26 protein-coding genes and 1 riboswitch are annotated in these 25,850 nt (G+C 67.7%); of the genes, 13 read left to right on the forward strand and 13 right to left on the reverse strand.

Annotated elements, in window-relative coordinates; genetic code table 11:
* Window positions 1-247 precede the first annotated feature (247 nt).
* Window positions 248-463 (reverse strand): hypothetical protein, encoded by a 216-nt coding sequence (locus CRT23_RS14090; protein ID WP_055949441.1) that lies wholly within the window; start codon window positions 461-463, stop codon window positions 248-250.
* A 226-nt stretch (window positions 464-689) separates the two neighbouring features.
* On the opposite strand from CRT23_RS14090, the gene CRT23_RS14095 reads away from it, so the two are divergent.
* From CRT23_RS14095 to CRT23_RS14120, 6 genes are all read left to right on the forward strand, one after another.
* Complete coding sequence (locus CRT23_RS14095; protein ID WP_103710219.1) at window positions 690-941, forward strand: hypothetical protein; 252 nt, start codon at window positions 690-692, stop codon at window positions 939-941.
* 193 nt (window positions 942-1,134) lie between these two features.
* Window positions 1,135-1,944, forward strand: a complete 810-nt coding sequence (locus CRT23_RS14100) for a Crp/Fnr family transcriptional regulator (RefSeq protein ID WP_103710220.1) — start codon at window positions 1,135-1,137, stop codon at window positions 1,942-1,944.
* Between the two features lie 40 nt (window positions 1,945-1,984).
* Window positions 1,985-4,339: a PAS domain-containing protein gene (locus CRT23_RS14105; protein ID WP_103710221.1), complete on the forward strand. Its 2,355-nt coding sequence runs from the start codon at window positions 1,985-1,987 to the stop codon at window positions 4,337-4,339.
* A gap of 86 nt (window positions 4,340-4,425) precedes the next feature.
* Entirely contained in the window at window positions 4,426-5,238 is an 813-nt protein-coding gene (locus tag CRT23_RS14110; protein ID WP_103710222.1) for a heme ABC transporter permease, read from the forward strand.
* Between the two features lie 62 nt (window positions 5,239-5,300).
* The gene (gene ccmD / locus CRT23_RS14115) at window positions 5,301-5,465 is read left to right on the forward strand and encodes a heme exporter protein CcmD (RefSeq protein ID WP_103710223.1); all 165 of its coding nucleotides are present in this window, start codon (window positions 5,301-5,303) and stop codon (window positions 5,463-5,465) included.
* Window positions 5,466-5,482: 17 nt separating this feature from the next.
* On the forward strand, window positions 5,483-6,073 hold the full coding sequence (locus CRT23_RS14120) for a DsbE family thiol:disulfide interchange protein (RefSeq protein ID WP_103710263.1): 591 nt from the start codon (window positions 5,483-5,485) through the stop codon (window positions 6,071-6,073).
* A 17-nt stretch (window positions 6,074-6,090) separates the two neighbouring features.
* Here CRT23_RS14120 and CRT23_RS14125 read toward each other — a convergent pair whose 3' ends face one another.
* Complete coding sequence (locus CRT23_RS14125) at window positions 6,091-6,807, reverse strand: Crp/Fnr family transcriptional regulator (RefSeq protein WP_103710224.1); 717 nt, start codon at window positions 6,805-6,807, stop codon at window positions 6,091-6,093.
* Window positions 6,808-7,657: 850 nt separating this feature from the next.
* Between CRT23_RS14125 and CRT23_RS14130 the strand changes: the two genes are divergently transcribed.
* Window positions 7,658-8,416, forward strand: coding sequence for a Crp/Fnr family transcriptional regulator (locus CRT23_RS14130; protein WP_245436227.1), 759 nt, complete (start codon window positions 7,658-7,660; stop codon window positions 8,414-8,416).
* Window positions 8,417-8,441: 25 nt separating this feature from the next.
* On the opposite strand, the gene CRT23_RS14135 is transcribed toward CRT23_RS14130, so the two are convergent.
* Window positions 8,442-9,059 (reverse strand): septation protein A, encoded by a 618-nt coding sequence (locus CRT23_RS14135; protein WP_103710264.1) that lies wholly within the window; start codon window positions 9,057-9,059, stop codon window positions 8,442-8,444.
* Between the two features lie 67 nt (window positions 9,060-9,126).
* Window positions 9,127-10,560: a signal recognition particle-docking protein FtsY gene (gene ftsY, locus CRT23_RS14140; RefSeq protein ID WP_103710226.1), complete on the reverse strand. Its 1,434-nt coding sequence runs from the start codon at window positions 10,558-10,560 to the stop codon at window positions 9,127-9,129.
* A 41-nt stretch (window positions 10,561-10,601) separates the two neighbouring features.
* On the opposite strand from ftsY, the gene CRT23_RS14145 reads away from it, so the two are divergent.
* On the forward strand, window positions 10,602-11,315 hold the full coding sequence (locus CRT23_RS14145; protein ID WP_103710227.1) for an RluA family pseudouridine synthase: 714 nt from the start codon (window positions 10,602-10,604) through the stop codon (window positions 11,313-11,315).
* 23 nt (window positions 11,316-11,338) lie between these two features.
* Here CRT23_RS14145 and mtaB read toward each other — a convergent pair whose 3' ends face one another.
* Window positions 11,339-12,586, reverse strand: coding sequence for a tRNA (N(6)-L-threonylcarbamoyladenosine(37)-C(2))-methylthiotransferase MtaB (gene mtaB, locus CRT23_RS14150; RefSeq protein ID WP_103710228.1), 1,248 nt, complete (start codon window positions 12,584-12,586; stop codon window positions 11,339-11,341).
* 1 nt (window position 12,587) lies between these two features.
* Window positions 12,588-13,481, reverse strand: coding sequence for a diaminopimelate epimerase (gene dapF / locus CRT23_RS14155; protein ID WP_103710229.1), 894 nt, complete (start codon window positions 13,479-13,481; stop codon window positions 12,588-12,590).
* 353 nt (window positions 13,482-13,834) lie between these two features.
* On the opposite strand from dapF, the gene CRT23_RS14160 reads away from it, so the two are divergent.
* Window positions 13,835-14,506, forward strand: coding sequence for a GyrI-like domain-containing protein (locus CRT23_RS14160; protein WP_245436234.1), 672 nt, complete (start codon window positions 13,835-13,837; stop codon window positions 14,504-14,506).
* A 323-nt stretch (window positions 14,507-14,829) separates the two neighbouring features.
* Here CRT23_RS14160 and CRT23_RS28495 read toward each other — a convergent pair whose 3' ends face one another.
* The gene (locus CRT23_RS28495; RefSeq protein WP_181017352.1) at window positions 14,830-14,985 is read right to left on the reverse strand and encodes a hypothetical protein; all 156 of its coding nucleotides are present in this window, start codon (window positions 14,983-14,985) and stop codon (window positions 14,830-14,832) included.
* A 157-nt stretch (window positions 14,986-15,142) separates the two neighbouring features.
* On the reverse strand, window positions 15,143-15,655 hold the full coding sequence (locus tag CRT23_RS14165) for a methylated-DNA--[protein]-cysteine S-methyltransferase (RefSeq protein WP_103710266.1): 513 nt from the start codon (window positions 15,653-15,655) through the stop codon (window positions 15,143-15,145).
* Window positions 15,656-16,045: 390 nt separating this feature from the next.
* Here CRT23_RS14165 and CRT23_RS14170 point away from each other — a divergent pair, with 390 nt between their 5' ends.
* The 3 genes from CRT23_RS14170 (at window position 16,046) to CRT23_RS28500 (ending at window position 17,928) form a co-directional block, all read left to right on the forward strand.
* Window positions 16,046-17,044, forward strand: a complete 999-nt coding sequence (locus CRT23_RS14170; protein WP_103710230.1) for a helix-turn-helix domain-containing protein — start codon at window positions 16,046-16,048, stop codon at window positions 17,042-17,044.
* A gap of 347 nt (window positions 17,045-17,391) precedes the next feature.
* A complete protein-coding gene (locus CRT23_RS14175; protein WP_103710231.1) occupies window positions 17,392-17,718 on the forward strand; it encodes a hypothetical protein in 327 nt (108 codons plus the stop codon).
* Window positions 17,719-17,754: 36 nt separating this feature from the next.
* The gene (locus CRT23_RS28500; protein ID WP_181017353.1) at window positions 17,755-17,928 is read left to right on the forward strand and encodes a hypothetical protein; all 174 of its coding nucleotides are present in this window, start codon (window positions 17,755-17,757) and stop codon (window positions 17,926-17,928) included.
* A 15-nt stretch (window positions 17,929-17,943) separates the two neighbouring features.
* On the opposite strand, the gene CRT23_RS14180 is transcribed toward CRT23_RS28500, so the two are convergent.
* The 5 genes from CRT23_RS14180 to gcvT form a co-directional block, all read right to left on the reverse strand.
* Window positions 17,944-19,176, reverse strand: a complete 1,233-nt coding sequence (locus CRT23_RS14180; protein WP_181017354.1) for an endo alpha-1,4 polygalactosaminidase — start codon at window positions 19,174-19,176, stop codon at window positions 17,944-17,946.
* A gap of 109 nt (window positions 19,177-19,285) precedes the next feature.
* A complete protein-coding gene (locus CRT23_RS28505; RefSeq protein ID WP_156375565.1) occupies window positions 19,286-19,444 on the reverse strand; it encodes a hypothetical protein in 159 nt (52 codons plus the stop codon).
* A gap of 545 nt (window positions 19,445-19,989) precedes the next feature.
* Window positions 19,990-22,836 carry an aminomethyl-transferring glycine dehydrogenase gene (gene gcvP, locus CRT23_RS14190; RefSeq protein WP_103710233.1) on the reverse strand — a complete coding sequence of 949 codons (2,847 nt, stop codon included), beginning with the start codon at window positions 22,834-22,836 and terminating at the stop codon, window positions 19,990-19,992.
* Window positions 22,837-23,009: 173 nt separating this feature from the next.
* Window positions 23,010-23,372, reverse strand: a complete 363-nt coding sequence (gcvH, locus tag CRT23_RS14195) for a glycine cleavage system protein GcvH (protein WP_103710234.1) — start codon at window positions 23,370-23,372, stop codon at window positions 23,010-23,012.
* 44 nt (window positions 23,373-23,416) lie between these two features.
* Window positions 23,417-24,547 carry a glycine cleavage system aminomethyltransferase GcvT gene (gene gcvT / locus CRT23_RS14200; protein WP_103710235.1) on the reverse strand — a complete coding sequence of 377 codons (1,131 nt, stop codon included), beginning with the start codon at window positions 24,545-24,547 and terminating at the stop codon, window positions 23,417-23,419.
* 51 nt (window positions 24,548-24,598) lie between these two features.
* A riboswitch (glycine riboswitch) is annotated at window positions 24,599-24,707 on the reverse strand.
* 257 nt (window positions 24,708-24,964) lie between these two features.
* Here gcvT and CRT23_RS14205 point away from each other — a divergent pair.
* Entirely contained in the window at window positions 24,965-25,771 is an 807-nt protein-coding gene (locus CRT23_RS14205; protein WP_103710236.1) for a Fe-S cluster assembly protein HesB, read from the forward strand.
* Window positions 25,772-25,850: the final 79 nt, after the last annotated feature.

A 25,850-nucleotide genomic window follows, 5' to 3' on the forward strand; every position in this document is an offset into this window, starting at 1 on the left:
GCGAGCCCGGAATCCAGACCCGCCAACGCTGTCACATCTTGCGCCGCCTGCGCGCCTGGATCCCGGGCGCCGCTGCGCGGCCCCGGGATGGCGGGGTGGGACGGCAACCGTTTCACCGCGCGAACCAGTCTTCGCGGTCAACCCGGGTGGACGCCGTCGCGTCGCTCAGGTCCTCGCGTGGAGGACGGCGTCACGCCCACGCCCCTCCCCCATCCGGGGAAGGGACGCACCGGGGGACGCTGCCGGCTCAGTTGCCGCGGAAGGCGATCGAGGGCATCGACGGCTGGGTGTACTGGCGGTTGACGTCGCGGCGGGTCTGGGTGCCGTTGGTGTTGCTGGACTGGCGATAGTTGCTGGTGTCGAAGGCGTCCGAGAGACCGCTGCGCCCGCTCGGGCTGTCGCTGTTGCAGGCGCAGAGGCCGCCCAGGAGGGTGGCGGCGAGGGCGAGGGAAGCGAGGCGCATCGGGGCGGATCCTGTGGCGAAAGCAGCGCCTGTGGTGCTGCCCTGGCCCCGCGCCCGTCAAGCGCAAGGCTAACGAATCGTCGCCGGTTCCTGCCGTACTGATGTTGCCGTGCCACGAAAATGCTCACCACCTCGGCAAGGAAGCGGCGGTTCGGGGGGTGAAGATGGGGAATCGCGGCGCGTGCAGGCTGGCGCTTTGCCCGCGAACACGCGAGACATGGTGTCAATGAGCAACGTCGTTCCCTTCCTCCGCCGCCCCGCCGATCCGCCGGTCGTCATCAGCGACGTGGTGGCGGTCGCCGACGATCTCTTCGCGCTCCTGGAGCAGCTGGAGATCGTGGGCGCCCGGGCCGCCGCCATGGGACGCCCGGCCCGCGAGGTCGAGCGCACGGTCCAGAACCTCCTCGACGCCGTGACGGCCGTGGAGCGGGCCCTCGACTGTATCGGCGAGGGCGACGAGGCCGGCCAGGCGCGCTGACGGCCGGTCCGCACCGGCTTTCCCGGTCCGGGTCCTGACGCGAATGCACGAATCGGCCCGATGACGGCACGCGTCCACTGAAGTTCCCATCAAAACGACAAATTTGTCTCAGCAAAGGTCTACTTGTAGACAGACGGATGCGACGGCTCTGCGCTAGAGGCCGAAGAGACAGACGGTGAACACAGCGCACGGCATGGGCCCGGCCTCCGATCGACCTACGGGCAACCTTCTCCTCGACGGCCTCCGGCCCGAGGATCGCGCGCTGCTCGAGCCCTTCCTCGACCCCCTGCCGCGGGAGCGCGGCGAGTCCCTGTTCGAGGCCGGCAGCGACGTCACCTCCATCGCCTTCCCGTGCCGGCAGGCGGTGGTCACCCTCATCGTCGCCATGCGCGACGGCCGCAGCGCCGAGGTCGCCACGGTGGGTCGCGAGGGCGCGGTGGGCGGCGTCGTCAGCAGCGGCTTCCTGCCCGCATCCACCAACGCCGTCGTCCAGATCGGCGGACCGATCCTGCGCATGGACGCCCTGCGCCTCCAGGAGGCCAAGCGGGTCTCCCCGGCCCTGCGCAACCTGTTCACCCGCTACGCCGACTGCCTGCTCGCGCAGGTCCTGCAATCGGTGGCGTGCAACGCCCTGCACCCGATCGAATCGCGCTGCCTGCGCTGGCTCCTGACCCTGCAGGACCGCATCGGCACCGACGTCCTGCCGGTGACCCACGAGCTGCTCGCCACCATGCTGGGCGTGCAGCGGACCTACCTCACCCGGATCCTGCGGGCGCTGCAGCAGCAGGGCCTGATCGAGGTCGGGCGCGGCCGCATCACCATCCGCAACCGCGTGCTGGCGGAGACCGCCGCCTGCGAGTGCCACGGCGTCGTGCGCAGGCACTACGAGACGGTGCTCGGCGCGGTCTACGATCCCGGCGGCGGCCTGGTGGCGGTGGAGCCGCCCCCCGACCGGCGGGAGACGGACGCGCCGCGCGAACTCGCGACGTCCGAACCGGCCTGACCCTCCCCTCCGCAGAGCCCCGCTTCCCCGCCTGCCCCCGATGACGCAGCCCGCCGCAAACCAGCAGCCCGGCCAGGCCCCGGACGAGCCGCCCCCGGCCGCCGGGGACCGGACGGCTGCGGGCGCGCCGGGCTTCGACGCGGCAAGTGGTCCCCCGAGTGATTCCGCAAGCGATCCCACAGGTGATCCCGCGGATGCGGCGCTGCTCCTGCGTCTTGCCGCTGAGTCGGCCGGCCTCGGCCTGTTCACCTACGACCCCGCCACCCGGACCTTCCGGTGCGACGCCGGATTCCGGAGCCTGCTCGGCCTCGCCGCGTCGGGGCCGGTCGCCGACGCGGACACCGTCCTCGCGGCCCTCGACCCCGAGGATCGCGCCGCGCTGGACGCGGCGTTCTGCGCCGCCCTCGCTCCGGCGGGGTCCGGGACGCTGGACTGCACGGTCCGGCGCGTGACCTCGACACGACCGCGTTGGATACGGGCGCGGGCGCGACGCGTGGTCGACCAGGGCCGCGCGGCCCGCCTGGTCGGCACGATGCAGGACGTCACCGAGGCGCGGGCGGCCGAGATCGCCGCACGCGCCACCAACGACGCCATCCGCGACTGGGACCTCGCCACCGGAGTCGTGCTGTGGAATCCCGCCCTGACCACCGCTTACGGCTGGGCGCCGTCGGAGGTGGGACCGACCAGCGCCTGGTGGCTCGCCCGGATCCACCCGGACGATCGCCCCGGCGTCGAGGCCGCTCTGGGCTCCGCCCTCGCGGGCGGCGTCGAGGCCTGGAGCCAGGAGTACCGGTTCCGGCGCGCCGACGGCACCTACGCGGAGGTCCTCGACCGCGGCGCCCTGGTCCGCGACGCGGACGGAATCCCCCTGCGCATGAGCGCCGCACTGCTCGACCTGACAGAGCGCAACCGCGTCGGCGCGCAGTTCCGGGCGGTGTTCCAGGGCGCCAATATCGGCATCGTCCAGTTCGATCCGCGGACCGTGCGCGCCTTCGCGGTGAACGCCAAGCTGTGCGAGATCTGGGGGGCGCCGGAATCCGAGATCCTCGGCCATTCCCTCGCCCGCTGGACACCGCCCGAGGACGACGAAGACCGGGCGGGGCTGCACGAGCGCCTCGCGACCGGGGAGACCCTGCAGCTCCGCCTGGAGAAGCGCTACCGCCGCATGGACGGGCGCATCATCTGGGCGCGGGTCAACCTGGTCTCACAGCGCCTGGGCGGCGACGTCCACGCCACGGCGATGATCGAGGACATTACCGAGGAGAAGCGCGCCGATGCCCGCCGCGAGGCGCTGATCGCCCTCGGCGACCGCCTGCGCGACCTGCACACGCACGCCGACGTGGTCGCCGCCACGGCCGAGAGCCTGGGGCGGACCCTCCTGGTCGCCCGGGCGGGCTATGCCCAGGTCGACCCCGGCGGTCAGATCGCATCGCTCAATCCCGACTGGACCGCCGAGGGGGACGCGGATGCGACCCACGCCGTCGGCCTGCCGACCGCGTCCCGGTCGACCCTGGCGGCGAGCGTCGGCCGTCTGGTCCGCGGCGACGTCATCAGCGTGGCCGATATCGCCGCAACGCCCGAGCGCGTCGACGACCCGGAGGGCTATGCCCGGCTCGGGATGCGCGCCGTGATCAAGGTGCCGGTTCTCCGCCGGGGCCGCCTCGTAGGCATTCTCTACGTCCTCGATCGCCATCCCCGCGATTGGAGTGCCGGCGAGATCACGTTCGCGCGCGAAGTGGCGGAGCGCGCCTGGGGCGGTCTCACCCGCGTCGAAGCCGACGAACAGCAGCGTACGTTGAACCGGGAACTGAGCCACCGCCTCAAGAACACCCTCGCGATGGTCCAGGCCATCGCCTCGCAGACCCTGCGCAACGTCACCGATATCGAGGCCGCCAAGGAAGCCCTGGCGGCCCGTCTCATCGCCCTCGGCAAGGCACACGACATCCTGCTCGCCGGGGTGCACGAGAGCGCCGAGATGGAAGCGGTGATGCGCGGCGCCCTCTCGATCCACGACGATCGGCAGCCCGGGCGCTTTGCATTCGCGGGCCCTGCGGTCCTTCTCGGCTCGAAGGCGGCCCTGGCCCTCGCGCTGATGCTGCACGAGTTGGCGACCAACGCCGCCAAGTACGGTGCGCTCTCGGTTCCCGATGGACGGGTCAACCTTCACTGGAGCCTCGACCAGGATCGAACCACGGGTGGGACGATGGTCCGTCTGATCTGGTCCGAAGCGGACGGGCCGATGGTCACACCGCCCACGCACAAGGGGTTCGGGTCGCGACTGATCGAGCGCGGCCTCGTCGGTGCCGTCGGCGGCACGATCGCGCTGGACTACCATCCCACCGGTCTCGTCTGCAGCGTGGCAGCACCCCTGGAAGGCTTCCAGTCCAGTGGCTGATCGCCCGAGGACGTGACCGGGTTCCGCCTCCTGCGCGTAACCCACGCATTGCCGCTGCACCGCACCCTGGGCTAGAGGGCGAGACCATGTGGACACGCCTCGCCCATCCCGGTCACTTCCTGCGCTGGACCCAGCCCGTGATGCCCTGGCTTGCCGGGCTGTCGGGTCTGCTCCTCGTGGTCGGTCTGTATCTCACCTGGTTCGTCGTGCCGCCCGATTACCAGCAGGGCGAGACCGTACGGATCATGTACATCCATGTGCCGGCGGCCTGGCTCGGCGTTTTCTTCTACGGCGCCATGGCGATCTCGGCCATCGGAACCCTCGTCTGGCGTCACCCCCTGGCCGATGTCGCCCAGCGCGCCGCCGCGCCGATCGGGGCGGCGTTCACGCTGATCTGCCTCGTGACCGGATCTCTGTGGGGCAAGCCCATGTGGGGCACCTACTGGGTCTGGGATGCGCGCCTGACCTCGATGCTCGTGCTTTTCCTGATCTATTGCGGGATTATCGCCCTGTGGCGGACGATCGAAGATCCGAGCCGGGCCGCGCGTGCCATCGCCATCCTGACCCTGGTCGGCGCGGTGAATCTGCCGATCATCAAGTTCTCGGTGAACTGGTGGTCGACCTTGCACCAGCCGGCGTCGATCATGCGCATGGGCGGATCGTCCATCGATCCCAGCATGCTCTACCCGCTGCTCGAGATGATCCTTGCCTTCACGATCCTCGGCGTCACACTGCACCTCCAGGCTATGCGCACCGAGATCTTGCGGCGCCGAATTCGGGCCTTGACCCTGCGGGAAGCCGAACGCCTCGATGCCGGCCCGTCGTCCGCACGTGGGGCGTCGATGAGCCAGGGGGCGATGGGGCAAGCGCCGATCGGTCGGGCGGTTCAGAGCCTGTGAGCCGCATCGATGTAGGCAGCAGGGACAGGCACCCCGGAAATCTCACTCGTGAAGTTTTGTCTATGACCCTTGGCCAGCACGCCGGCTACATCCTGGGGGCCTATGCCTTCACCGCTCTGGTGGTTGGTGGGCTGACTCTTCATGCGTTGCGCGATCAACGCTCTCGGAAGCGAGAACTGGATCGCCTGCAGGGTGAGGTGAAAGACGGTCCGGGAGGCCGCGCGTGAGCACGCCCGAATCCTCGATGCAAAGTCCGGAACCAGTCCGGCGTTCGCTGCTGGTCATCCTGCCGCTCGTCACGTTCGCAGTCCTTGCTGGAGTCTTCTTTCTTCGCCTGCGCTCGGGTGCCGATCCCGCGGCCATTCCCTCGGCGCTGATCGGCAAGCCGGCGCCGACCTTCACCCTGCCGGCGATGCCGGGCTTGGTTTCACAGGGCGCGCCCGTTCCCGGCCTCTCTCATGCCAATCTTCTGGGCAAGGTCACGGTGGTCAATTTCTGGGCTTCATGGTGCGCTCCCTGCCAGATCGAGCATCCCCAGCTCATGCGACTGGCGCGGGAGCCTGGCGTCCACTTGGTCGGCATCGACTACAAGGACACGCCGGAGAATGGGCGCCGTTTCCTGACCCGGAACGGCGTTCCCTTCCAGGCCGTGGGGCTCGATACGGAGGGACGCACCGGCATCGATTTCGGTGTCTACGGAGTTCCCGAGACCTTCATCATCGGACCGGATGGCACCATTCGGGACAAGCTGGTGGGAATCCTGACCCCGGAGAGCTATCCCGGTGTGCTCGACAAAATTCGATCCATCGGATCGGCGGCCTCCGCCCCGCGATGACCTGACCCGACGGACGCTCAGCGCCTGGCCCGGAGGAGGCGGCGATATTCCGTCTCAGGCACGCCGTAGCTGTCCCCCGCCGCGGCCTTGAGCTTGTCCCGGTCCAACACCTGAACGTGCGAGCGCCGAGCCTTGATCATCCCGGCGCCCTCCAGGCTGTGTATCGCCGTCGTCACGCCGGGGCGGCGCACGCCGAGCATCGTCGAGAGGAACTCGTGTGTGACGGGGAACTCGTCTCCGTCCACCCGATCGTGGCACATCAGAAGCCAGCGGGCGAGGCGCTCTTCCAAGGTATGACTGCCGTTGGACAGCGCGGTTCCAGCGGTCTGCAAATGGGCCACATAGGCGTAATGCGCGAAGATCCCCCTCAGGAGTCGCCGCTCCTCGATGAGGCGCCGGAATGCCGTGGCTTCGACCCGGACGGCATCCCCCTCGATCTGCACGAAGGTCTCATGGGGCGTCCGGTCGACATCGAGCAGCAGCGGGACCCCGACAATTCCTTCAGGACCGGTGATGCACACCTCGATCCGCCGGCCGTCGGGCGTAGCGGCAACCTCCGAGGCGATACCCGATTCTAAGAAATAGACGTGCGTGATCGATTTGTTGGCGGCGATCAGGATGTCTCGGCGCCCCAGCGCCACGCCCTCCGCAACGGATTGGATCGCCTCATAATCATCAGGGCTGAGGATGCTGAGGAGGTGATTTCGAACGTATCGCTGTGACGGCACCGGCATGAAACGTAGCGGCTCGATAGAGCAGCTATCGAACGTCTTGCTGCTCGGACAGGGGGACAGACGTCTCTCATAGCCGGATCTAGGTCTTAAGGAACTGCATCAGAGGGCGTCTGTACTATGTCGTACAATTTGCTGGGGAGGCTATGTCTGCCCCTGCTCCGGAATGTACGCTATCGTACGGTTGAAAATGCGATCTCGAGTAAGACTCGACCGGATGGATCCGTAACTTCGAAGCTGCGGCACTCCCAGATTTTGGGATCACCATAGGTCTCTGGGCGCCTGCGAATGTCGTGAACGGTGCGCTCGACGAGATCGCGTGCCTCAGGCAAGCCCGATAAGACATCGCCTTCGGGATCAAAGATCAATGTATCTCGGTCCCGGATATTTAGGAAGTACTGGGGCATGGCGGATTCATCCGGTGATTACCTGAGGGAACTGCACCATGCGAAGCTTGAACGGCGCCGCAAGGTGCTTGTTCTTGTAAGGGGGGTTCCTCCCCTCTTAGACGATCGTCTCCAGGCCTCTTCGTACGTGCAGCCACAGCTAAGGGTATCTGCACAACAGATCTTTATTCTTGTTTGTCACTGCTGGATTGGCTCTCCATAATCTCACCTACAAGAACGGCAATCAAGGATAGAACAATATTTCAATCGGTTGTGATTATATATTTCTAACGAAATTTATATTAAAAAAGATATAGATTGTTATCTTATATCACAAGGGGAGTTTCTGTCTTTCTAGATAAGTTCTTCGTCTGATAACGGACCGAAATACAACTCGTTGTTATCTTCACAATGCAGCATCGATATGGCATGTCCACTTCGTCGCCCAAGTTAAGTACGGGCTGCGGGTGACCTTGCGTTCGCACTCCCGCTTTTTGATTGCCGGGGTTGTGACGTCGATCATTGTTCAATCCGAGGTTCGCAACCGCCTCCTTCGCGCGTTGCCGCCATCCGAGTTCGAGCGACTTCGATCAGCGCTGGTTCGTTGCTCATTCGAGCAGGGAGCCTTGCTCGAAGCCCCTGGCGAGCCAATTGCGGCCGTACATTTCCCGGAGCCGGGCATGATCTCCGTGATCGCTCACGCGTCCGACGGTGTACAATCAGAGGCTGGGATCGTCGGGCCAGAGGGTATGATCGGCATCGCCTTGCTCAACGGGGTCGATAGCGCGCCGCACAGCGCTCTCGTTCAGGTGCCGTGCCGGACCCTGCGCATCGACGCGGATGCATTCCGGACGGCACTGTCCGAGAGCCGGGCTCTGCACGCCTACTTCCTGCGCTACGCTCAGTTCTACGCCGTGCAACTGGCCCAAGCCGGTCTCTGCAATGCGCATTTCACTATCGAGCAACGCCTCGCCCGCTGGCTGCTGATGTGTCACGACCGGGCCGACCGGGAGGATTTGCCGCTGACCCATGAGACGCTCTCACTGATGCTCGGCGTCCGGCGTGCAGGCGTGACGACCGGGCTGCGCGTGCTCGAACTCGCCGGCGCCCTGAAGATGCGCAGGGGCGGCATCGGAATCCGTGATCGTGTTGCACTTCTCGCTGTCGCCGGGGCATCCTACGGCGTTCCTGAGGCCGAGTATGCCCGCATCATCGGCGCAGCTTGAGGAACGCCGTCAGCTTCGCGCGATATCAAGGGGAACTGCTATCAGGCTCTTTGCGCTCATGGCGCAGAAGAAGCGGTGTCTGGGCCAACGCGAAGGCGATAGTCAGCGGCATGATGCCGAAAACCTTGAAGCTGACCCAGAAATCTTCCGTCTGAGTCCGCCAGACGACCTCGTTGATCACCGCCAGGAAAAGGAAGAACACCCCCCAGCGGAAGGTCAGCTTGCGCCATCCATCCTCCGTAAGGGCGAACATCGAATCCAGTACGACCGAGAGCAGGGACTTGCCGAAGGCGAGGCCGCCCAGCAGCACGACGCCGAACAGCGTGTTCACGATGGTCGGCTTCATCATGATGAAGGTCTTGTCCTGTAGCGCCAGGGTCAATCCTCCGAACACGATCACCACCACACCCGAAACCAGGGGCATGATCGGCAGGCGCCGCATCAGCGCATAATGGACCGCGAGAGCCGCCACGGTTGCGGCGATGAAGATGCCGGTCGCCACAAACAGCTTCTGATCCGGGTGGACGCCCAGGCGTTCGGCATAGGCGTTGCCGAAGAAGAAGACCATCAGCGGCCCGAGCTCGAGGGCGAGCTTCAGGAACGGGGGGAGATGGCGGTGCGGGGGAATGGCTTCAATCTGCATGGTGTCCGTCATATAGGGTTGCGGGTGACGGCTTGCCGCGACACGGCGCTTCAGGGTGCGTGCCGTCTCACCCGGCGTCCAGTCCTGCGATGGCCCGGGCGAAGTCTCGGGCAGCGAAGGGCTCCAGGTCCTCCACGCCCTCACCGACGCCGATGAAGTGCACCGGCAGGCCAAACTTGGCGGCGAGTGCCACCAGGATGCCGCCGCGAGCCGTGCCGTCGAGCTTGGTCATGACGAGGCCGGTCACGTTCGCTGCTTTCGAGAACAGCTCGACTTGGCTCAGTGCGTTTTGACCCACGGTGGCGTCGAGCACGAGGAGCACTGCGTGGGGTGCTTGCGGGTCGATCTTGCGGATCACCCGAAGAATCTTTTCCAGCTCCGCCATCAAGCCTGCCTTGTTTTGCAGCCTGCCCGCCGTGTCGATGAGGAGCACGTCGCTCCCTTGCGCCTTGGCGGCTTCGTAAGCGTCAAAGGCGAGGCCCGCGGCGTCCGCGCCCTGCGCTCGGGCGATGACGGGCGTCTGTGTGCGCTGGCCCCAGACCTTAAGCTGCTCGATCGCCGCAGCACGGAAGGTGTCGCCCGCGGCCAGCATCAGGGAGTGCCCTTCTGCCTTGAGCTTCAGTGCGAGCTTACCGATGGTGGTGGTCTTGCCCGCGCCGTTGACCCCGATCATCAGGATCACGAAAGGCTTCTTCGAGGTATCAATGCGAAAGGGAATCGCCACGGGAGCGAGCGCGCGCTCCACCTCCGCCGCCAAGATCTCGCGGACCGCATCCGGCGAAATACCCTTCTCGTAGCGGCCCTTGCCTACGGCCTCCGAGATTCGGGTTGCCGTCTCGATGCCGAAATCTGCCTGGATCAGGGCGTCCTCAAGCTCCTCCAGAGTGTCGGCGTCGAGCTTGCGCTTGGTGAACAGGCCGGTGACGCGCTCGGTCAGGGCCGAGGAGGTCCGCTTCATGCCTCCCGTCAGGCGGCTCCACCAGCCGCGGGTCGGTTCTTCCGAAGCCGCGTCGGGCTCTGGCATGAAAATCTGAGTCGAGACTTCCGGCTCGAGCTCGGGACGTGGTGCGAGTGGGACTGCCTGTGCCGGCTCGGGTGCAAAGGCTTGGCTCGTTGTGTCGGCGGCCTTGGCTCCCCGTGCGGGATCGTCGCCGGCCGTGCCGGCGGGCGGACGCTCCTCCGCGCCCTCCACGGGCTGGAGGTCTGCGCCCTCGAGTTCGTCCGGGATCGCATTCTTGCCCGGTGTCCCTTCACCCGGCTCACCGGGCGGTGGCGGTACGTGGAAGACGTCCGTTGCGGCCGTGGCGAAATCGGGTTGACCCTCGGACAGCGAGGCGGGGGAGTCCACGGGCAGCGCGGCCGGTTCGACCACCGGCTCGACGATGGTCTTTGCGACCGGTTTGGGATCTGGCGGTTGAACCGGCACCGGGGCGGGCCGCTCCTCCTCCTTGGTGCCGAACATCTTGCGCAGCAGCCAGCCCGGCCTCTTGTCTTCGCTCATTCCCGCTTGCTCCCCGGACCCGGCATGGTTAGCGCAGGGCCATGCCCCCAGCCGATGCCCTCGTAACAGACATAGGCGCGCGCCTCCTCTACCGCGATGCCCTTATGCTCGTCATCGACAAGCCGGCGGGTTTGCCGGTCCATCCTGGCCCCAAAGGCGGCGAGACTCTCACCGATCATCTCGACGCTCTGCGCTTCGGTCTGCCTCGCCGGCCCGAGGCAATCCATCGCCTCGATCGCGATACCTCGGGCTGCCTCGTCCTCGGGCGCCACGCCAAGGCCCTTGCGCGCTTGAACAAGCTCTTCGCCGCGAGCGGCACGGTCGTGAAAACCTACTGGGCCCTGGTCGAGGGCGAGCCAGAGGTGGGGGCCGGCGAGATCGCCCTGCCCCTGGCGCGTCGCTCCGACGATCCCCGCTCCTGGTGGATGAAGGTCGACCCGGCGGGCGATAACGCCCTCACCCGCTTCGCGGTCCTTGGGTGCGGCGGCGGCCTGACTTGGCTCGCCCTCTCGCCGGTTACCGGGCGGACGCATCAGCTGCGCGTCCACTGCGCCGCGATGGGCTTTCCCATCCTCGGCGACCCGATCTACGGCACTGCCCCCCGCAGCGGCAGCCCGGGCCTCCAGCTGCATGCCCGCGCGCTCACTCTCCCGCTCTATCCAAAGAAGCCCCCAATCCGGATCGAGGCGCCGGCGCCTAGGCATATGCAGGTGGGATTGGCAGGGTGCGGGCATCGGGGAACCGGCAGCGCTTAGACGACCGATCGGCCGCGATCCACTTAGGCGGCGATGAGCGCCCGTCCGTCGTGCCCGACAATTGTCACGTCGGTGAAGAGTCCGGGCGGTGTCTCGGGCGGGAGCCGGACCGGCGTGAAGGCGTCCGTGCGGCCGAGGCCACCCCGCTCCGTGAGCACCCGGCGGGTCTGGCCCACCTCGCCGGCGAGATGGGCCGCGAGGGCGGCGTCGCCAGCAGCCCGCAGGCGCGCGGCGCGATCCCGGATGACGTCGCCGGGTACAGGTGGCATCCGGGCGGCCGGAGTGCCGGGGCGGGCGGAATACGGGAAGACGTGGAGATGCGTCAGGCCGCACTCGGCCACGAGGTCGAGGGAGCGGGCGAACTGCGCGTCGGTCTCGGTGGGGAAGCCCGCGATCAGGTCGGCCCCGAAGACGGCGCCGGGGCGCAAGGCCCTGACCGTGTTGCAGAATCTAATCGCGTCGGCGCGGGCGTGACGCCGCTTCATCCGTTTCAGGATGAGGTCGTCGCCGGCCTGGAGGGAGAGATGGAAATGCGGCATCAGCCGCGCCTCGCCGGCAATGGCCGCCATGAGTGCCGCATCGGCCTCGATGGAATCGATCGAGGAGAGGCGCAGCCGGGCGAGGCCGGGGACCTGCGCGAGGATGGTCTGTATCAGGTATCCCAGGCTCGGGGTCGCGTCGAGGTCGCGCCCATAGGCGGTCAGGTCGACCCCGGTGAGCACCACCTCGTGTCCGCCGGACTCGACGATGCGCGCGACTTGGTCGACCACGTCCCACAAGGGCACGGAGCGCGAGTTTCCGCGCCCAAAGGGGATGACGCAGAAGGTGCAGCGGTGATCGCAGCCGTTCTGGACGGGGATGAAGGCGCGGGTCTGGCCGGCGATGCCGGTGATCCGGGTCGGCGTGGCGCGGCGTACCGCCATGATGTCGTCGACGGCGGTCCGTGCCTCCGGACGGCTGGGAGCGGACCAGGTCTCGGCTCGGCCCTTGGCGTCGTTGCCGACGAGGCGCGCCACCTCCGGCATGGCCGCGTAGGCGTCGGTCTCCACCTGGGCGCCGCAGCCGGTGACCACGATCTCGGCGCCGGGGCGTTCGCGGGCAAGCTTTCGGATCGCCTTGCGGGCCTGGCGACCGGCCTCGGCGGTCACCGCGCAGGTGTTGACGATGACGAGGTCCGCGGACGTCGTCGTCGCCGCAGCCGCGTGCCCGCGCATCACCTCGGATTCGACGGTGTTGAGGCGACAGCCGAAGGTCAGTGTCTCGACCGTCATCTCAGGCGGCGTCTTCGGCCGAGAAGATCTCCGGCGGGAAGCTGCCGTCCCATTCCAGCGCTACCGGGCCGGTCATCAGAACGTGGTCGTCCGCGCGCCATTCGATGACGAGGTCGCCGCCGGGCAGGCTCACGGTGGCGCCGCGACCGATCATTCGCAGGCGCGAGGCGGCCACCACGGTGGCGCAGGCGGCGGTGCCGCACGCCTGGGTCAAGCCTGCGCCCCGTTCCCAGACCCGCAGCTTGATCCGGTCCGGCCCCAGCACCTGGGCGACCGAGATGTTGGCGCGGTCCGGAAAGATCGGGTGGTTCTCCAGCATCGGGCCCATGCGGGCGAGATCGTAGGTGTCAGGATCGCGATCCACGAAGAACACCGCGTGCGGGTTGCCCATGTTCACGACGCTCGGCGAGTGCAGCACCGGATCGTCGATCGGACCGATCTGGAGTTCGATCCGGCGGGTGTCCTGGAAAGGCTCGGCCAGGGGAATCTCGGTCCAGGCGAGCTTCGGCCGGCCCATGTCGACGGTGAAGGAGCGCTCGGCGACGCGCTTGACGCCCACGAGCCCGCCGCGGGTCTCGAGGAGGAGCCGGCCGCTCTCGGCCGGCCGGGCCATGGCGGGGTCGTCGAGCATCGCGTAGGCGACGCAGCGGGTGCCATTGCCGCAGGCGCCGGCTTCCGAACCATCGGTGTTGTAGATCCGCAAGGACGCATCGGTGCCCGGCGTACGGGTATCGTGGATCACCATGAGCTGGTCGAACTGCGCCCGGGGATACGCCGCGATGGCACGCGCCTCCCCGGCCGAGACCTGCGTCTGCATGCCGCGCAGGTCCAGCACCACGATCTGGTTTCCGGCTCCATGCATCTTCAGGAACCGTCGATGGGCAAGCTCGCTCATGCCGCCTTGTCTCTGTGTCGTGCGTCCGGGATGTTCGAGATCGCGCAGGTCGACGGACCCCCGCGAGGGCGACCGGCCCTGGTGGGGCTATAGGCCAAAGCGTCCGCGCACGCACGGGCCTCGAGCGGCGTGGCTGCGTTGCAGAAGCGCCGCGCTTCATCCGCTTCGTGCGGCGCGGCACCCGGGACGTCTCGCCCAAGGCGGGTATCGCGCCTAGGTTCTTCGTACGGGCCCAGGGGTGCGCGATTCGACGTGCCCCGCGCCGATCCGGAGCCACCGCCTTGACCCGCCCCAGCTTCTTGACCCGCCCCAGCTTCAAGTCGCTCGCCACAGTGCTCGCCGGATGCGTCGCGCTGTCGACGGCCTGCGCCGCGAACCCGGCCCAGGCGCAGGCGGTCACGCCCCCGGCCGCGGCCAACCCGCTGCCGACCACCACCAACCCCGATCCGAAGACGCCGGGCACGGCGGACATCCCGGTGCCGGCCCAGGCCGGGACGGCCCCCTCCGCCACGCCGCCGGCCGGCCCGCGGCAGACCCTGGTGGCGACCCCCGGCGACGCCAACGACGTCGACGAAGTCTCGCTGCCCGCGAAGCCCGCGGCGATCCTCGCCGGGCGGACGAAGTGGGAGGAGGCGGTACCGAGTCTGAAGGCTGCGTTCCAGCGCATCGAGGCCGATCTCGCCAAGGCCGGCATTCAGGCCGTGGGCCGGCCGATCGCGGTCTTCGCCAAGACCGACGACGACGGCTTCCAGTACGATGCGATGATCCCGATCGCTGCGATGCCGGACCCCAAGCCGGCCGAGGCCGACGGCCTGCGCTTCGGCACCACGCCGAGTGGTCGCGCCCTCCGGTTCCCGCACAAGGGGTCCTACGACGAGATCGATGGCACCTACGAGACCCTGACCGCCTACCTGGATGCCAAGGACATCGTCGTGCAGGATAAGTTCATCGAGGAATACGTCACGGACCTGAACGACAAGGCCGACGAGAAGCTCGACGTGAACATCTACGCCCTGCCGAAGTAGCGGGCAGGCAGGCGATGATGTCGCCGACCGGCGAGCCCACGTAGCGCACCACGAAGACGAAGCCGGATCGGATGGCGCTGCCGCTGCCGATGAGGGCCATGTCGGTGATGAGCGCCGCGATGGTCCGGAACAGGGCGAGCGTCTTCGCGCGGTGCGAGAGCCCGAAGAGCGTCGGTCTCGACCTCCGTTCTCAGTAGCGAGGATGCGGTGGCGGCCGAGTTGCTCGATCCGTGCGATCGGCGCGGTGAGGAGGATCCCGACGAGGTCCTGGCTCAGGGTGGCGTTGCTGCAGCGGCCGGCCAGGGCGCTGCCAAGGCCGGGAATCAGGCTTCGGCGATACTCAGCACCCCGAGCTCCGGAAAGATCCCCGGGGAGTCGTCCGTCGGCCCGCGTTCCACGTCGATCGCGGCGCTGACCTTCGCCAGCATTGCGGCGATCGCGACTTCACACACGGCTTCGACGGCCGACGAGATCGCCACCCGGGGGCGGGGCCGGCCGCAGGAGCCTCATGGCATCCCGGCCGAGTCGTTTGCGTCCAGCCCTGGGTTGCCTGTTCGAGACTTCATCTCGGACGTGGGCGTGAGGGGCAGTTCAGGTGTGCAGCGCCGAGCGACATCCACGCTGAGGCGGGCATCCTCAGAACAGGCTGGGCTGCTCGGGCGGTTCGGTGCGCGAGCCCCCCTCCAGGGCCAGCAGGAAGCGCTTGATGTCGAGGCCGCCGCCAAAGCCCGTCAGGGCTCCGCCGGCACCAATGACCCGGTGGCACGGTACGACGATCGGCAGGGGATTGGCGCCGTTGGCCGCTCCCACGGCGCGGCTGGCGCCGGGCCGCCCGATTCGGCGGGCGAGTTCGCTGTAGCTGATCGTTTCCCCCGGCGGGATCTCGGTGAGAGCCTGCCAGACCGCGTGTTGGAACGGAGTGCCCCGCGGTGCCAGGGCGAGATCGAAGCGGGTGAGGCACCCGTCGAAGTAAGCTTCGAGCTGTGCGCGCGCCGGAGCGAAGGCGGTGTCGTCGCGGTACCAGTCCGGCCCCGGCGTCACCGCGCCCTTGCCGCGCGGAAACCCGATGCAGGCGAGGCGTTCATCCGGTCCGGCGAGGACCAGCGGACCGATGGGGGTCGACAGGATCGTGTAGCGTGTTGCTGGCATGGCGAGGCTCGTCATCGAAGGGCCTGACCTTCGCTCTCTGTCCGGTCAGATTTCGAGGATGGGCGGTTTTTCGATTGGGAATGCGCCAGGCCGCTTGTCCGGCGACCGGACCCTTGTGCCGGGCGGACGCAAAGGCTCGCTGAAAAATTCAGGCATATTCTGCCGATGATTTACAACTAATCACCGTAATAAACAACTCAAGGTTTGGGCTCGATACTGATCTTTCTGGAGTTGATCGGTCTGTCCGATTCACCATTCCGGTGGATTTTGCGCAAATCATTTGCATAACGGAAAAAACCTCGCCTTACAGGGACGGCATCCTGGCGCGCATCCTGACAAGGCGGAGCGCTGGAGGAGGCTGCTGACGGCAGGCGCATCGGACAAGTTGCAATGACGGGTCATCCGCGTCCCGATCCGGTCACCTGGCGCTCCCAGGGACGGTTCGTTGCCAGTATCGCATCGATGCGACAACTCCAGCTGTTCAACGATCGCGGCGGACTCGCAATCGGTTTCGACGTCCTGCGTTCGACCATGCCCGACATCGCGATCGCCGGCAGTCAGAACGAGGCCTTCAGCCTGTGGGAGACCCGCTCGTCCAGCGGCTTCGTGACGAAACCCAAGTTCAACGCGCAGCTGATCACGATCCGCTTCGTGACGAGCGGTCACGTCATCTATCGGCGCCGGTCCGGAGACGTCGACGGCGTTCCGACTCATGCGACCCTCGTCAACTTCAGCGACCTGCGGGAGGTCCAGGCCTTCGGCGCATTCGGTGCGGTCAGCGGGACGTTCAGCGTCGAGGCGCTGATGGCCGCCCAAGTGGCCCTGACGGGCATCCGCGATGGTACCCTGCCGGACCTCGCGCCCACGGCTCCCGTGGCGACCCCTGCCATGATGGCCCTGTTTCTCACCCTGCAGCGGGTTCAGCAGCAGATCCAGGGACTCGACAGCCATGACGACCTGACCTTCCCGCTCCTGAAGGAGATCCTGAGCTACCAGCTGCTGTCGGCTTGGCCCCGGCGCGTCGCCCCTGCTCCGTCCCAGGCGCAAGACATCCCCTCCCGCAGCCTCAGGCGGGCGCTCGACTACATCGCGGCGAATCTTTCGCGGGCCCTGACCCTGGCCGACATCGCGGCAGTGGCGGGGATCAGCGTCCGCTCGCTTCAGGACCGATTTCGCCGTGACCTCGGGCGTACGCCCGTTCAGGTAATCCTCGAGCTTCGGCTGGCGCAAGCCCACCGGGACCTGATGTCCCCCACCAAGGCGTCCCTCTCGGTCGCCGACATCGCCCGCTCCTGGGGCTTCGTTCATATGGGCGATTTCGGCCAGCGCTACCGTCGCCAGTACGGTCGCACGCCGACGGAAACCCGCCGCGCCAGCCGCGCCCTCTGAGGCGTTCGGACCGGCCCGGCACCGTTGCGGGGCGCCGAGAATGCTCGGCCCTCGCCAACGATCGGATCGGCGTTGGGGCGTTTCTATCGGGATTGCGCGCGACCGTATCACGATTGCGATGATTTGACAGTTTCTGTCATTTGACAGAATTTGAGTAAGCGTCGCTTTGCCGAAAAGAATAGTTCCAAAAGTGCGATCAATCTGCGGGGCGGACTTCAAGTGCCTGGCGGGAGATTTATCGGTCTATCGCGGCAATGATGGTTGTATCTCTGTTGCAGCAGAGTGCCGACGGTGCAGACTCTCTTTATCCAAGCCTTTCCCGATGTTGCAATCACACGTGTCGCCAGATGCCGTATACTGAACCCACGCTTGCCTGGCTGGAAAACCTCAACCGGGGTCGGACCGTCGCACCGCGAGCCTTCGCCGAAGGCGCCGGCTCGGCCACGGCGGACGCGCAGCCGACCTCGTTCGACACTGCCGATACGACGGGCCTCGAGGACGAATTGCAGAAGCGTCTCGGCCAGATCGTGTTCTCGACCCTCTGCGAGAAGCTCGGCCGATCGGCCCTGCTGTCGGTGGAGAGTGACCTCGCCGCGACCGGGAGCCTGACGCCCGATCATCTCCGGGCCGCGCGTGCCCTGCTCAACTGGTCCATGTCCGATCTTGCCCTGTAGAGCGGCCTCTCGATCTCGACGATCAAGCGCATCGAGTTGGAACCGCAGGACGTCACTCGGCGCAGCTACCGCCTCGTGGTCGACACCCTGCGGGGCGGGGGCATCCGCTTCGTCACCCTCGAGGGCGGCACGATCGCGGTGGCCAAGGCAAGCCGGGCCGCGCCGCCGGCGTCCGCGCTTCTGCCGCAGATCCCCGGCCACGCGGGCTGACGCGCGGCGTCCCGCTCAGAACAGCGGGATGTCGTGATGGCTGAGCCCCGAATGTGGGGTGTGATGGGGGGCGACGTCGAGGTGCGCGCCGGACTCGGTCCCGGTCGCATGATCGCCGGCCTCAAGCAGACTGGGCTCCGGAGCGTCGGCCATCGTGGCCATGGCCTCGACGCGCAGGTCGGCGGCCGGATCGCCTGCTCCTTGGCCGCCCTCTGCGAATACGAAGCTGTCGGCACCGGCTTCGCTCGCGACCCGGTGGTGGCCATGGCTGACCGCGTGGTCCCCGTACCCCTGGTGCCGAGCGGCGTGCTGGTCGGGTCCGACCGGCGTGGCGGTGCCGTCCTGATCACCCGGTGTCGTGGCGGGTGGCGGCGTGAGCGGTGTGGCCTCGGGCAGAGCCGCCGCGCCGCCGCGACCGTCATCGTGCAGGAGGCCGTCATCATGCATGATCTGGCCCGGCAGAACGCCCTCGGTGTCGACGCCGATGAGATCCAGCTTGGCGACGTAGCTTCCCATCCCGGCCGCTTCGGCCTGAGCGTGGACATCGGCGACCTTCTGCGCGCCGGTCACGTACTCGATCGCGACGACGTCCTTGCCGGCATCCTGGGCGATCTTCAGCTGGTCGAGGCTCGCCTGCGTCTCGGCGGTAGGCTGCTTCGCGGAACCGTCATCGTTGTAGAACAGGTTCTCTTTGAACAACCCGTCGATGCTGTCGACGTAGGCTTTGTCGGTCAGCAACTCCTCCGCCCCGTTGACCCAGACCTTGAACGTCGGAGCCTGCGCCTTGGCATAGGCGCTCAGCTCCTGGACGAGCGTCCGCATCGCACCGGCGGCGTCGCCCCCGGGCGCATGCGCCTGGGACCAGGGCAGTTGGAACGCATCGACCACGTCGAAGTAGATCCCGTCATAGCCCGCCTTCACCATCCGATCGATGGAGGCTTCGGCGACCCCTTTCCACTCCGGCGTCCAGTAGGCGACCTCGAAATCGCCCGCCCAGTTCGGGTCCTCGGGTCCGAGCGCTTCGCTCGGGATCGAGGCGAAGTAATCCCGGTAGGCCTCGGCCTCCCCGAGGCTGAAATAGCCGAGGAGCAGGGCCTGGCCCGGGCCGCCGCCCATCTGCTTCACCTCGGCCGGCGTGAACATCTGTCCGTCATCGGTGTAGACTTCGACCACCTTCACGTCGAACGGCGCGGCCGCGATCACCGCGGGATCGACGCCTTGCAGGACATACATCGCCGTCTTGGGCATCTCCGTGCCTCCCATGGTGTTTCTGTGCTTTTGGATGGGTGATGAGTCGGGGCCTGCGCGGGCCGGGACCCGTCGGGTCTCGCGGGCCGTGCGCCCTGTGACCGGCGCCCTAGTCGGTGGGGGCCAGGTCGTCCGCGGACCAGGTCTCACGGATGTTGCCCACGTCGATCTCGTAGGCTTCTCCGAGATTCCAGACGCCGACGACGGCGCCGACGCGGCCGTCGGGCAGGCGCACCAAGTCGAGGTGAATGAAAGGGGAAGGGGTCACGGGCACATCCTCCAGCGTCTTCGCCAACGGAGTGCGCCGTCTTCGAACCCGAATATCAGTTCATGTGGCGCAACCGGGGCGATCAATACGACTGACAATTGATGTAGATATTTTTTCCTGCCGTATTGAATTGGTGTTAATCTTAGACGTTTATGGGATTGACGTCAAAGCGCGCTGATCTACGGCCCCGAACCGGGGACGGATGGCTGCGCTTCGGCGCATCCGGCCGCGGCGTGCCGCCAAGGCGGTTCGGACCGGCGGGAATGGACCACGTGGGGAGCCAGGATGTATTCCACAGCGATCAACAGCAGCGTTGCTTGCTGATCTTTGTAAGGCCAAGTTCCAGCCACAATCTTCAAGAAGTCTACGGCTCCTGCTATTTCTGCGGAGGCGGTCATGACAGTGACGATCTTTGATCCTCTGACCGGGAAGATGGTGACGATCACGCTGCCCGACTGGCGATAGGCCGAGGGCTGTGCCGCGCGGGCATCACGCGTAAGGGGACGCTCCCGTCCCGGGCGGGCCGGGGGCGCGATGCACGGGCCCTACTCCGCCGCCTCGCTGTAGGACTCCACCGGCGGGCAGGCGCAGACGAGGTTGCGGTCGCCGTAGGCGTTGTCGACCCGGTTGATCGGGGGCCAGTACTTGTCCATCCCCAGGCTTCCGTTCGGGAAACAGGCCGCTTCGCGGGAATAGGGGCGTTCCCAGGCGCCCACGAGGTCCCGCACCGTGTGGGGGGCGTGCTTCAGGGGGTTGTTGGCCCGGTCCATCCGCCCGTCCTCGATGGCACGGATCTCCTCGCGGATCGCCAGCAGGGCGTCGCAGAAGCGGTCGATCTCGCCCTTGGTCTCGGATTCGGTGGGCTCGATCATCAGGGTGCCGGCCACCGGCCAGGACATGGTCGGCGGGTGGAAGCCGCAATCGATCAGGCGCTTGGCGATGTCGTCGACGCTGACGCCCGCACTCTTCTGGAACGGCCGCACGTCGATGATGCACTCGTGCGCCACCCTGCCCTGCGCGCCGGAATACAGCACCGGGTAGGCTCCCTTCAGACGCGCCGCGATGTAGTTGGCGTTGAGGATGGCGATGCGGGTCGCCTGGGTGAGGCCGCGCCCGCCCATGAGCAGGCAGTAGCTCCAAGAGATCGGCAGGATCGAGGCCGAGCCGTAGGGCGCCGCCGAGACCGCCCCCGCCTCCCCCGTGCGCGGGTCGGTGGGCAGGAACGGGATCAGGTGCGCCTTCACGCCGATCGGACCCATGCCGGGGCCTCCCCCGCCGTGGGGGATGCAGAAGGTCTTGTGCAGGTTGAGATGGCTGACGTCGGCCCCGATATCGCCGGGGCGGGCGAGGCCCACCAGGGCGTTCAGGTTGGCCCCGTCGAGGTAGACCTGTCCGCCGTGGCCGTGGACGATGTCGCAGATCGCGCGGACCTGCACCTCGAACACCCCATGGGTCGACGGATAGGTGATCATGCAGGCGGCGAGCTTCTCGGAATGCTGCTCGGCCTTCCGCCGGAAATCGTCGAGGTCGACATTGCCTTGCGCGTCGGCCCCCACGACCACGACGCTCATGCCGCACATTTGCGCCGAGGCCGGGTTGGTGCCGTGAGCCGAGGACGGGATCAGGCAGACGGTCCGGTGCACGTCGCCCCGCGACAGGTGATAGGCCCGGATCGCCAGGAGTCCGGCATACTCGCCCTGGGCACCGGAATTCGGCTGCATCGAGATCGCGTCGTAGCCGGTGATGGCGCAGAGCTTGTCGGACAGATCGTCGATGAGCTCCCGGTAGCCAAGGGCTTGGTCCGCCGGGACGAAGGGATGGATCTCCGAGAATTCCGGCCAGGAGATCGGCAGCATCTCGGCGGTGGCATTGAGCTTCATCGTGCAGGAGCCGAGCGGAATCATCGCACGATCGAGCGCCAGATCCCGGTCGGCGAGACGGCGCATGTAGCGCGTCATCTCGCTCTCGGCCCGGTTCATGTGGAAGATCGGATGGGTCAGGTAGGGCGAGGTCCGCATCAGCCCGGCGGGCAGACGGTTCTCCGGCCAGGCCTCGTCGTAGGCCGGGTCCGTCGCCCCGAAGGCGCGCCAGACGGCCTGGAGAATGTCGGGCCGGGTGCGCTCGTCCACCGTGATACCGACGCGGTCGTCGCCCACCTTGCGCAGGTTGACGCCGTTGGCCGCCGCCTGTCCAAGGATCAGGCCCTGGAAGGCCCCGACCCGGACGGTGATCGTGTCGAAGAAGTGCTTCGGCTCCACCGTGAAGCCGAGGGCCTCGAGCCCGGCGGCGAGACGCACGGCGTCGCGATGGACCCGGGCCGCGATCGCCTTCAGTCCGCGCGGGCCGTGGAACACCGCGTACATGCCGGCGATGACCGCGAGCAGCACCTGCGCGGTGCAGATGTTCGACGTCGCCTTCTCGCGGCGGATGTGCTGCTCGCGCGTCTGGAGCGCGAGGCGGTAGGCGCGGTTGCCGCGGGCATCCACCGACACGCCGACGAGGCGACCCGGCAGGGTGCGCTTGTGGGCATCGCGGGTCGCCATGTAGGCCGCGTGCGGGCCGCCATAGCCCATCGGCACGCCGTAGCGCTGCATCGAGCCGATGGCGATGTCCGCGCCCATCTCACCCGGCGATTTCAGGAGCGTCAGCGCCAGCGGGTCCGCCGCCACCACCGCGACCGCCCCGGCCGCGTGCAGGTCGGCGATGGGCTGGGTCAGGTCGCGGATCCCGCCGCAGACGCCGGGATACTGGAAGATCGCACCGAAGACCTGGGCGGGATCGAGGTCCTTGGCCGGATCGCCGACCACGACGGTCCAGCCCAGCGGCGCGGCGCGGGTGCGCAGCACCGCGAGGGTCTGGGGCAGGCACTCGGCATCGACGAAGAAGGCGGTCTTTGCATTGCCGGAGATCCGTTGGGCCATGCCCATGGCTTCCGCCGCTGCGGTGGCCTCGTCGAGCAACGAGGCGTTCGCGATGTCGAGGCCGGTCAGGTCGCAGACCAGGGTCTGGAAGTTCAGGAGCGCCTCGAGCCGGCCCTGGCTGATCTCCGGCTGATAGGGCGAGTAGGCGGTGTACCAGGCGGGGTTCTCGAAGATGTTGCGCTGGATCACCGGCGGCATGGTGGTGCCGTGATAGCCCTGCCCGATCAGCGAGACGAGGAGCCGGTTCTTGTCGGCGATGCCCCGCATGTGCTCGATCACCCGACGCTCCGTCATGGCGACCCCGAAATCGAGGCACTCGTCCTGCCGGATGTCGGCCGGCAGGGTCTCGTCCATCAGGGCCGGCAGGCTCTCGGCGCCGACGACGCCGAGCATCGTCTCGATTTCCTGCGTCGTCGGGCCGATGTGGCGGCGGTTGGCGAAGTCGTAGGGGTCGTAGCGGTCGGTGGTCATGGGGGACCTCGGATGTCGCTGGTGCGGGAATGGGATCGCGCTGCCCTCCCCCTGATGGGGAAGGGATCGAGCGTGGGGCCGCCGGGTGATCCTCGATCACCGGGAGGCCGCGGGCGTCGGCCCTGCCTGTCCGGACGGGGGCAGGCGCCGCTCCGCGGATCGGAGGGGCGGCGCTACTTCGCGAATTCGGCGTAGGCGGCCTCGTCCATCAGCCCGTCGAGGCTGGCCGGATCGTCGAGGCGGATGCGGTAGAGCCAGCCTGCGCCCTGCGGGTCTGTGCCCACGCTGGATGGGTCGGTCACGGCCGCCTCGTTAACCGCGATGACCTCGCCGGAGACCGGCGCATAGACATCCGAGGCCGCCTTGACGGATTCGACCACCGCCGCGGCCTCGCCCTTGGTCAGCTTCGCGCCCACCTTTGGCAGCTCGATGAAGACGAGGTCTCCGAGCTGTTCGGCGGCGTGGGTGGTGATACCCACCGTGGCGACCTCGCCGGTGCAGTCCAGCCACTCGTGCTCGTCCGTGAACTTCCGCATCGCACTCTCCTGGTTGTTGGCAAAGGGGATTGGAACGGGCCCGATCAGGCGCGCTTGAAGCCTGCGGGAACGAAGGGCAGGGCCGCGACCGCGACGGCGAGGCGCTTGCCCCGCACTTCGGCGAAGACGCGGGTGCCGGGGGCAGCGAGCGCGGCCGGCAGGTAGCCCATGGCGATGGGGGCCTGCAGGCTGGGTCCGAAGCCGCCGGAGGTCACTTGGCCGATCGCCGTGCCGGTCTCGTCGGCGAACAGCGGCGCGCCCGCCCGCACGGGAGTGGGCCCCTCGGGACGCAGGCCGACCCGCTTGCGGCTCGGGCCGTCCTCCAGGGCGGCGAGGATGCGCGCAGCACCGGGAAAGCCGCCGGCCCGGACCCCGCCGCGCCGGCGCACTCTCGGAATGGCCCAGGACAGCCCGGCCTCCACCGGGTCGGTGCCCGGGTCGATGTCGTTGCCGTGCAGGCACAGCCCCGCTTCCAGGCGCAGGGAATCGCGGGCGCCGAGCCCGATCGGCAGCACGGCCGGATCGGCCAGCAGCGCTTCGGCCAGGGCCTCGGCCTTGTCCTCGGGGATCGAGATCTCGAAGCCGTCCTCACCGGTATAGCCGGAGCGGGTGACGATGGCGGAGGCACCCAGCAGCCCGAGCATTCGCACGTCCATGAAGCGCATCGCGGCTACCTCCGGTGCGAGGCGCGTCAGGGCTGCCTCGGCGCCCGGCCCCTGCAGGGCGACGAGGGCGCGGGCCAGCACCGTGACCGTGCAGGCGTCGGCGAGATGCGCACGGAGATGGGCCTCGTCGGCGACCTTGTTGGCGGCGTTGACCACGAGGACGAGGCTGTCGCCGCAATGGGCGACCATGAGGTCGTCGCGGATGCCGCCCGATGCATCGAGGAGGAGCCCGTAGCGCTGGCGGCCCGACTTCAGGCCCAGGACATCGATGGGCAGGAGGGTCTCGAGGGCGCGCGCCACGTCGTCGACATCGCCCGAGTGCGGGGTGAGCCGGATCTGACCCATATGCGAGACGTCGAACAGCCCGGCCTGGGCCCGCGTGTGCAGGTGCTCCTTGAGCAGGCCCGCCGGGTACTGCACCGGCATGGCGTAGCCCGCGAAGGGGACCATGCGGCCGCCGTGACGCAGGTGCAGGGCATGGAGGGGCGTGCAGGCAACATCGGGGGACATCGGATTACTCCACGACAAACAGCCTCCGGAAGCTCGACTGAGCGTTTCCGGCTGCCCCCATCTGTCGCGGTTACCTGAGAGCTTCTCCCCGACCGCTGCTGCGGTCCGGGATTTCTCCTTCGGTGGACGCCATCAGGCGCCTCTCTCCAGATTGTCCAACGGTACGGTGATTGTGCCTGAGAGTTTCCGGGGGTGGTTGCTCCGTCGGCGCCATGGTTCGAAAGTTTCTGCGTGTGAAACGCTCGACCTGGGCTCTCCCGTATCGTCCTTGATGACCCCGTCAGGGTTTCACATCGCACTGCGTCAGGCAAGGCGCCCTGCCCGGCCGGTGCGTTACGCTTTCGCCGATCCGTCAGTCCGAGCATGATACGCGACCGCGCTCGGGAACCGCGGCGACTCCGGCCGGATTCCCCCGATATGCCGATCGCACCCGGACGAGACCTCCCCGAACACGATCTCGCCGGGCCCCGCCCCCGCCGGGGCCGCGTCCCGAAGCCGGGCTCAGCCGCAATCGACCCGGCCCTGACCGACAAGGCGCTGGCGATCCACGCGCGCCTCTGCCCGGTCTATGGCTGCCCGATCCCCTACTTCCACAGCCTCGACCCGTTGAGCGAACTCGTCTCCTCGCTGCTCTCCCACCGGACCCGCAACGCCGAGTCCGGCCGCGCCTTCAAGGCCCTCCGGGCGCGCTATCCCGACTGGGACCAGATGCTGGCTGCCCCCGTCTCCGACATCGAGGCGACCATCGCGGGGGTGACCTGGCCCGAACTGAAGGCGCCGCGGCTCCAGGCGATCCTCTCCGCCGTGCAGGCGCGCCACGGTGCACTGAGCCTCGACTTCTTGAAGAATATGGCGGTGGAAGAGGCCCGGGCCTGGCTCGAGGCGATTCCCGGAATCGGGCCGAAGACGAGTGCGGCAGTGCTCTCCTTCAGTATTCTTCGGATGCCGGCCCTGCCGGTGGACAGCCACCACCACCGGGTTGCCCAGCGCACCGGACTCATCGGTCCCCGCGTCGATGTCGGGCCGTCCCACCCGATCCTGCGGGCGCAACTGCCGGCGGACTGGAGTGCACAGGCGCTCTACGACAATCATGAAGTGCTGATGCTGCACGGGCAGAAGGTTTGCCACCACCGCAATCCCGCCTGCACCCGCTGCGTGCTTCTCGACCTCTGCCCCGAAGGACAGGCGCGGACGGGGAGCGGGGGCGCGATCCGCGAGCCGTAACGGCTCCGCTCGGCTCGTCGCGACGATCCTGCGCGATTGCCGGAGGGTTTCGTGGAGCCTTGACCGGTTCCGGCATGGC

This window comes from Methylobacterium sp. V23 (assembly GCF_002917135.1).
In the GTDB taxonomy this organism is placed as follows: Bacteria; Pseudomonadota; Alphaproteobacteria; order Rhizobiales; family Beijerinckiaceae; genus Methylobacterium.

What these genes read in the sequence shown, in the direction of transcription:
- CRT23_RS14125 (WP_103710224.1), bottom strand. Translation starts at nt 6,807, where the DNA reads ATGCCGGTGCCGTCACAGCGATACGTTCGAAATCACCTCCTCAGCATC.
- CRT23_RS14105 (WP_103710221.1), top strand. Translation starts at nt 1,985, where the DNA reads ATGACGCAGCCCGCCGCAAACCAGCAGCCCGGCCAGGCCCCGGACGAG.
- CRT23_RS14165 (WP_103710266.1), bottom strand. Translation starts at nt 15,655, where the DNA reads ATGCCAGCAACACGCTACACGATCCTGTCGACCCCCATCGGTCCGCTG.
- mtaB (WP_103710228.1), bottom strand. Translation starts at nt 12,586, where the DNA reads ATGACGGTCGAGACACTGACCTTCGGCTGTCGCCTCAACACCGTCGAA.
- CRT23_RS14095 (WP_103710219.1), top strand. Translation starts at nt 690, where the DNA reads ATGAGCAACGTCGTTCCCTTCCTCCGCCGCCCCGCCGATCCGCCGGTC.
- dapF (WP_103710229.1), bottom strand. Translation starts at nt 13,481, where the DNA reads ATGAGCGAGCTTGCCCATCGACGGTTCCTGAAGATGCATGGAGCCGGA.
- CRT23_RS14170 (WP_103710230.1), top strand. Translation starts at nt 16,046, where the DNA reads ATGACGGGTCATCCGCGTCCCGATCCGGTCACCTGGCGCTCCCAGGGA.
- CRT23_RS14135 (WP_103710264.1), bottom strand. Translation starts at nt 9,059, where the DNA reads ATGCAGATTGAAGCCATTCCCCCGCACCGCCATCTCCCCCCGTTCCTG.
- CRT23_RS14110 (WP_103710222.1), top strand. Translation starts at nt 4,426, where the DNA reads ATGTGGACACGCCTCGCCCATCCCGGTCACTTCCTGCGCTGGACCCAG.
- gcvH (WP_103710234.1), bottom strand. Translation starts at nt 23,372, where the DNA reads ATGCGGAAGTTCACGGACGAGCACGAGTGGCTGGACTGCACCGGCGAG.
- CRT23_RS14145 (WP_103710227.1), top strand. Translation starts at nt 10,602, where the DNA reads ATGCCCCCAGCCGATGCCCTCGTAACAGACATAGGCGCGCGCCTCCTC.
- CRT23_RS14175 (WP_103710231.1), top strand. Translation starts at nt 17,392, where the DNA reads ATGCCGTATACTGAACCCACGCTTGCCTGGCTGGAAAACCTCAACCGG.
- CRT23_RS14120 (WP_103710263.1), top strand. Translation starts at nt 5,483, where the DNA reads ATGCAAAGTCCGGAACCAGTCCGGCGTTCGCTGCTGGTCATCCTGCCG.
- gcvP (WP_103710233.1), bottom strand. Translation starts at nt 22,836, where the DNA reads ATGACCACCGACCGCTACGACCCCTACGACTTCGCCAACCGCCGCCAC.
- CRT23_RS14090 (WP_055949441.1), bottom strand. Translation starts at nt 463, where the DNA reads ATGCGCCTCGCTTCCCTCGCCCTCGCCGCCACCCTCCTGGGCGGCCTC.
- ccmD (WP_103710223.1), top strand. Translation starts at nt 5,301, where the DNA reads ATGACCCTTGGCCAGCACGCCGGCTACATCCTGGGGGCCTATGCCTTC.
- CRT23_RS14180 (WP_181017354.1), bottom strand. Translation starts at nt 19,176, where the DNA reads ATGCCCAAGACGGCGATGTATGTCCTGCAAGGCGTCGATCCCGCGGTG.
- CRT23_RS14100 (WP_103710220.1), top strand. Translation starts at nt 1,135, where the DNA reads ATGGGCCCGGCCTCCGATCGACCTACGGGCAACCTTCTCCTCGACGGC.
- CRT23_RS14205 (WP_103710236.1), top strand. Translation starts at nt 24,965, where the DNA reads ATGCCGATCGCACCCGGACGAGACCTCCCCGAACACGATCTCGCCGGG.
- ftsY (WP_103710226.1), bottom strand. Translation starts at nt 10,560, where the DNA reads ATGAGCGAAGACAAGAGGCCGGGCTGGCTGCTGCGCAAGATGTTCGGC.
- gcvT (WP_103710235.1), bottom strand. Translation starts at nt 24,547, where the DNA reads ATGTCCCCCGATGTTGCCTGCACGCCCCTCCATGCCCTGCACCTGCGT.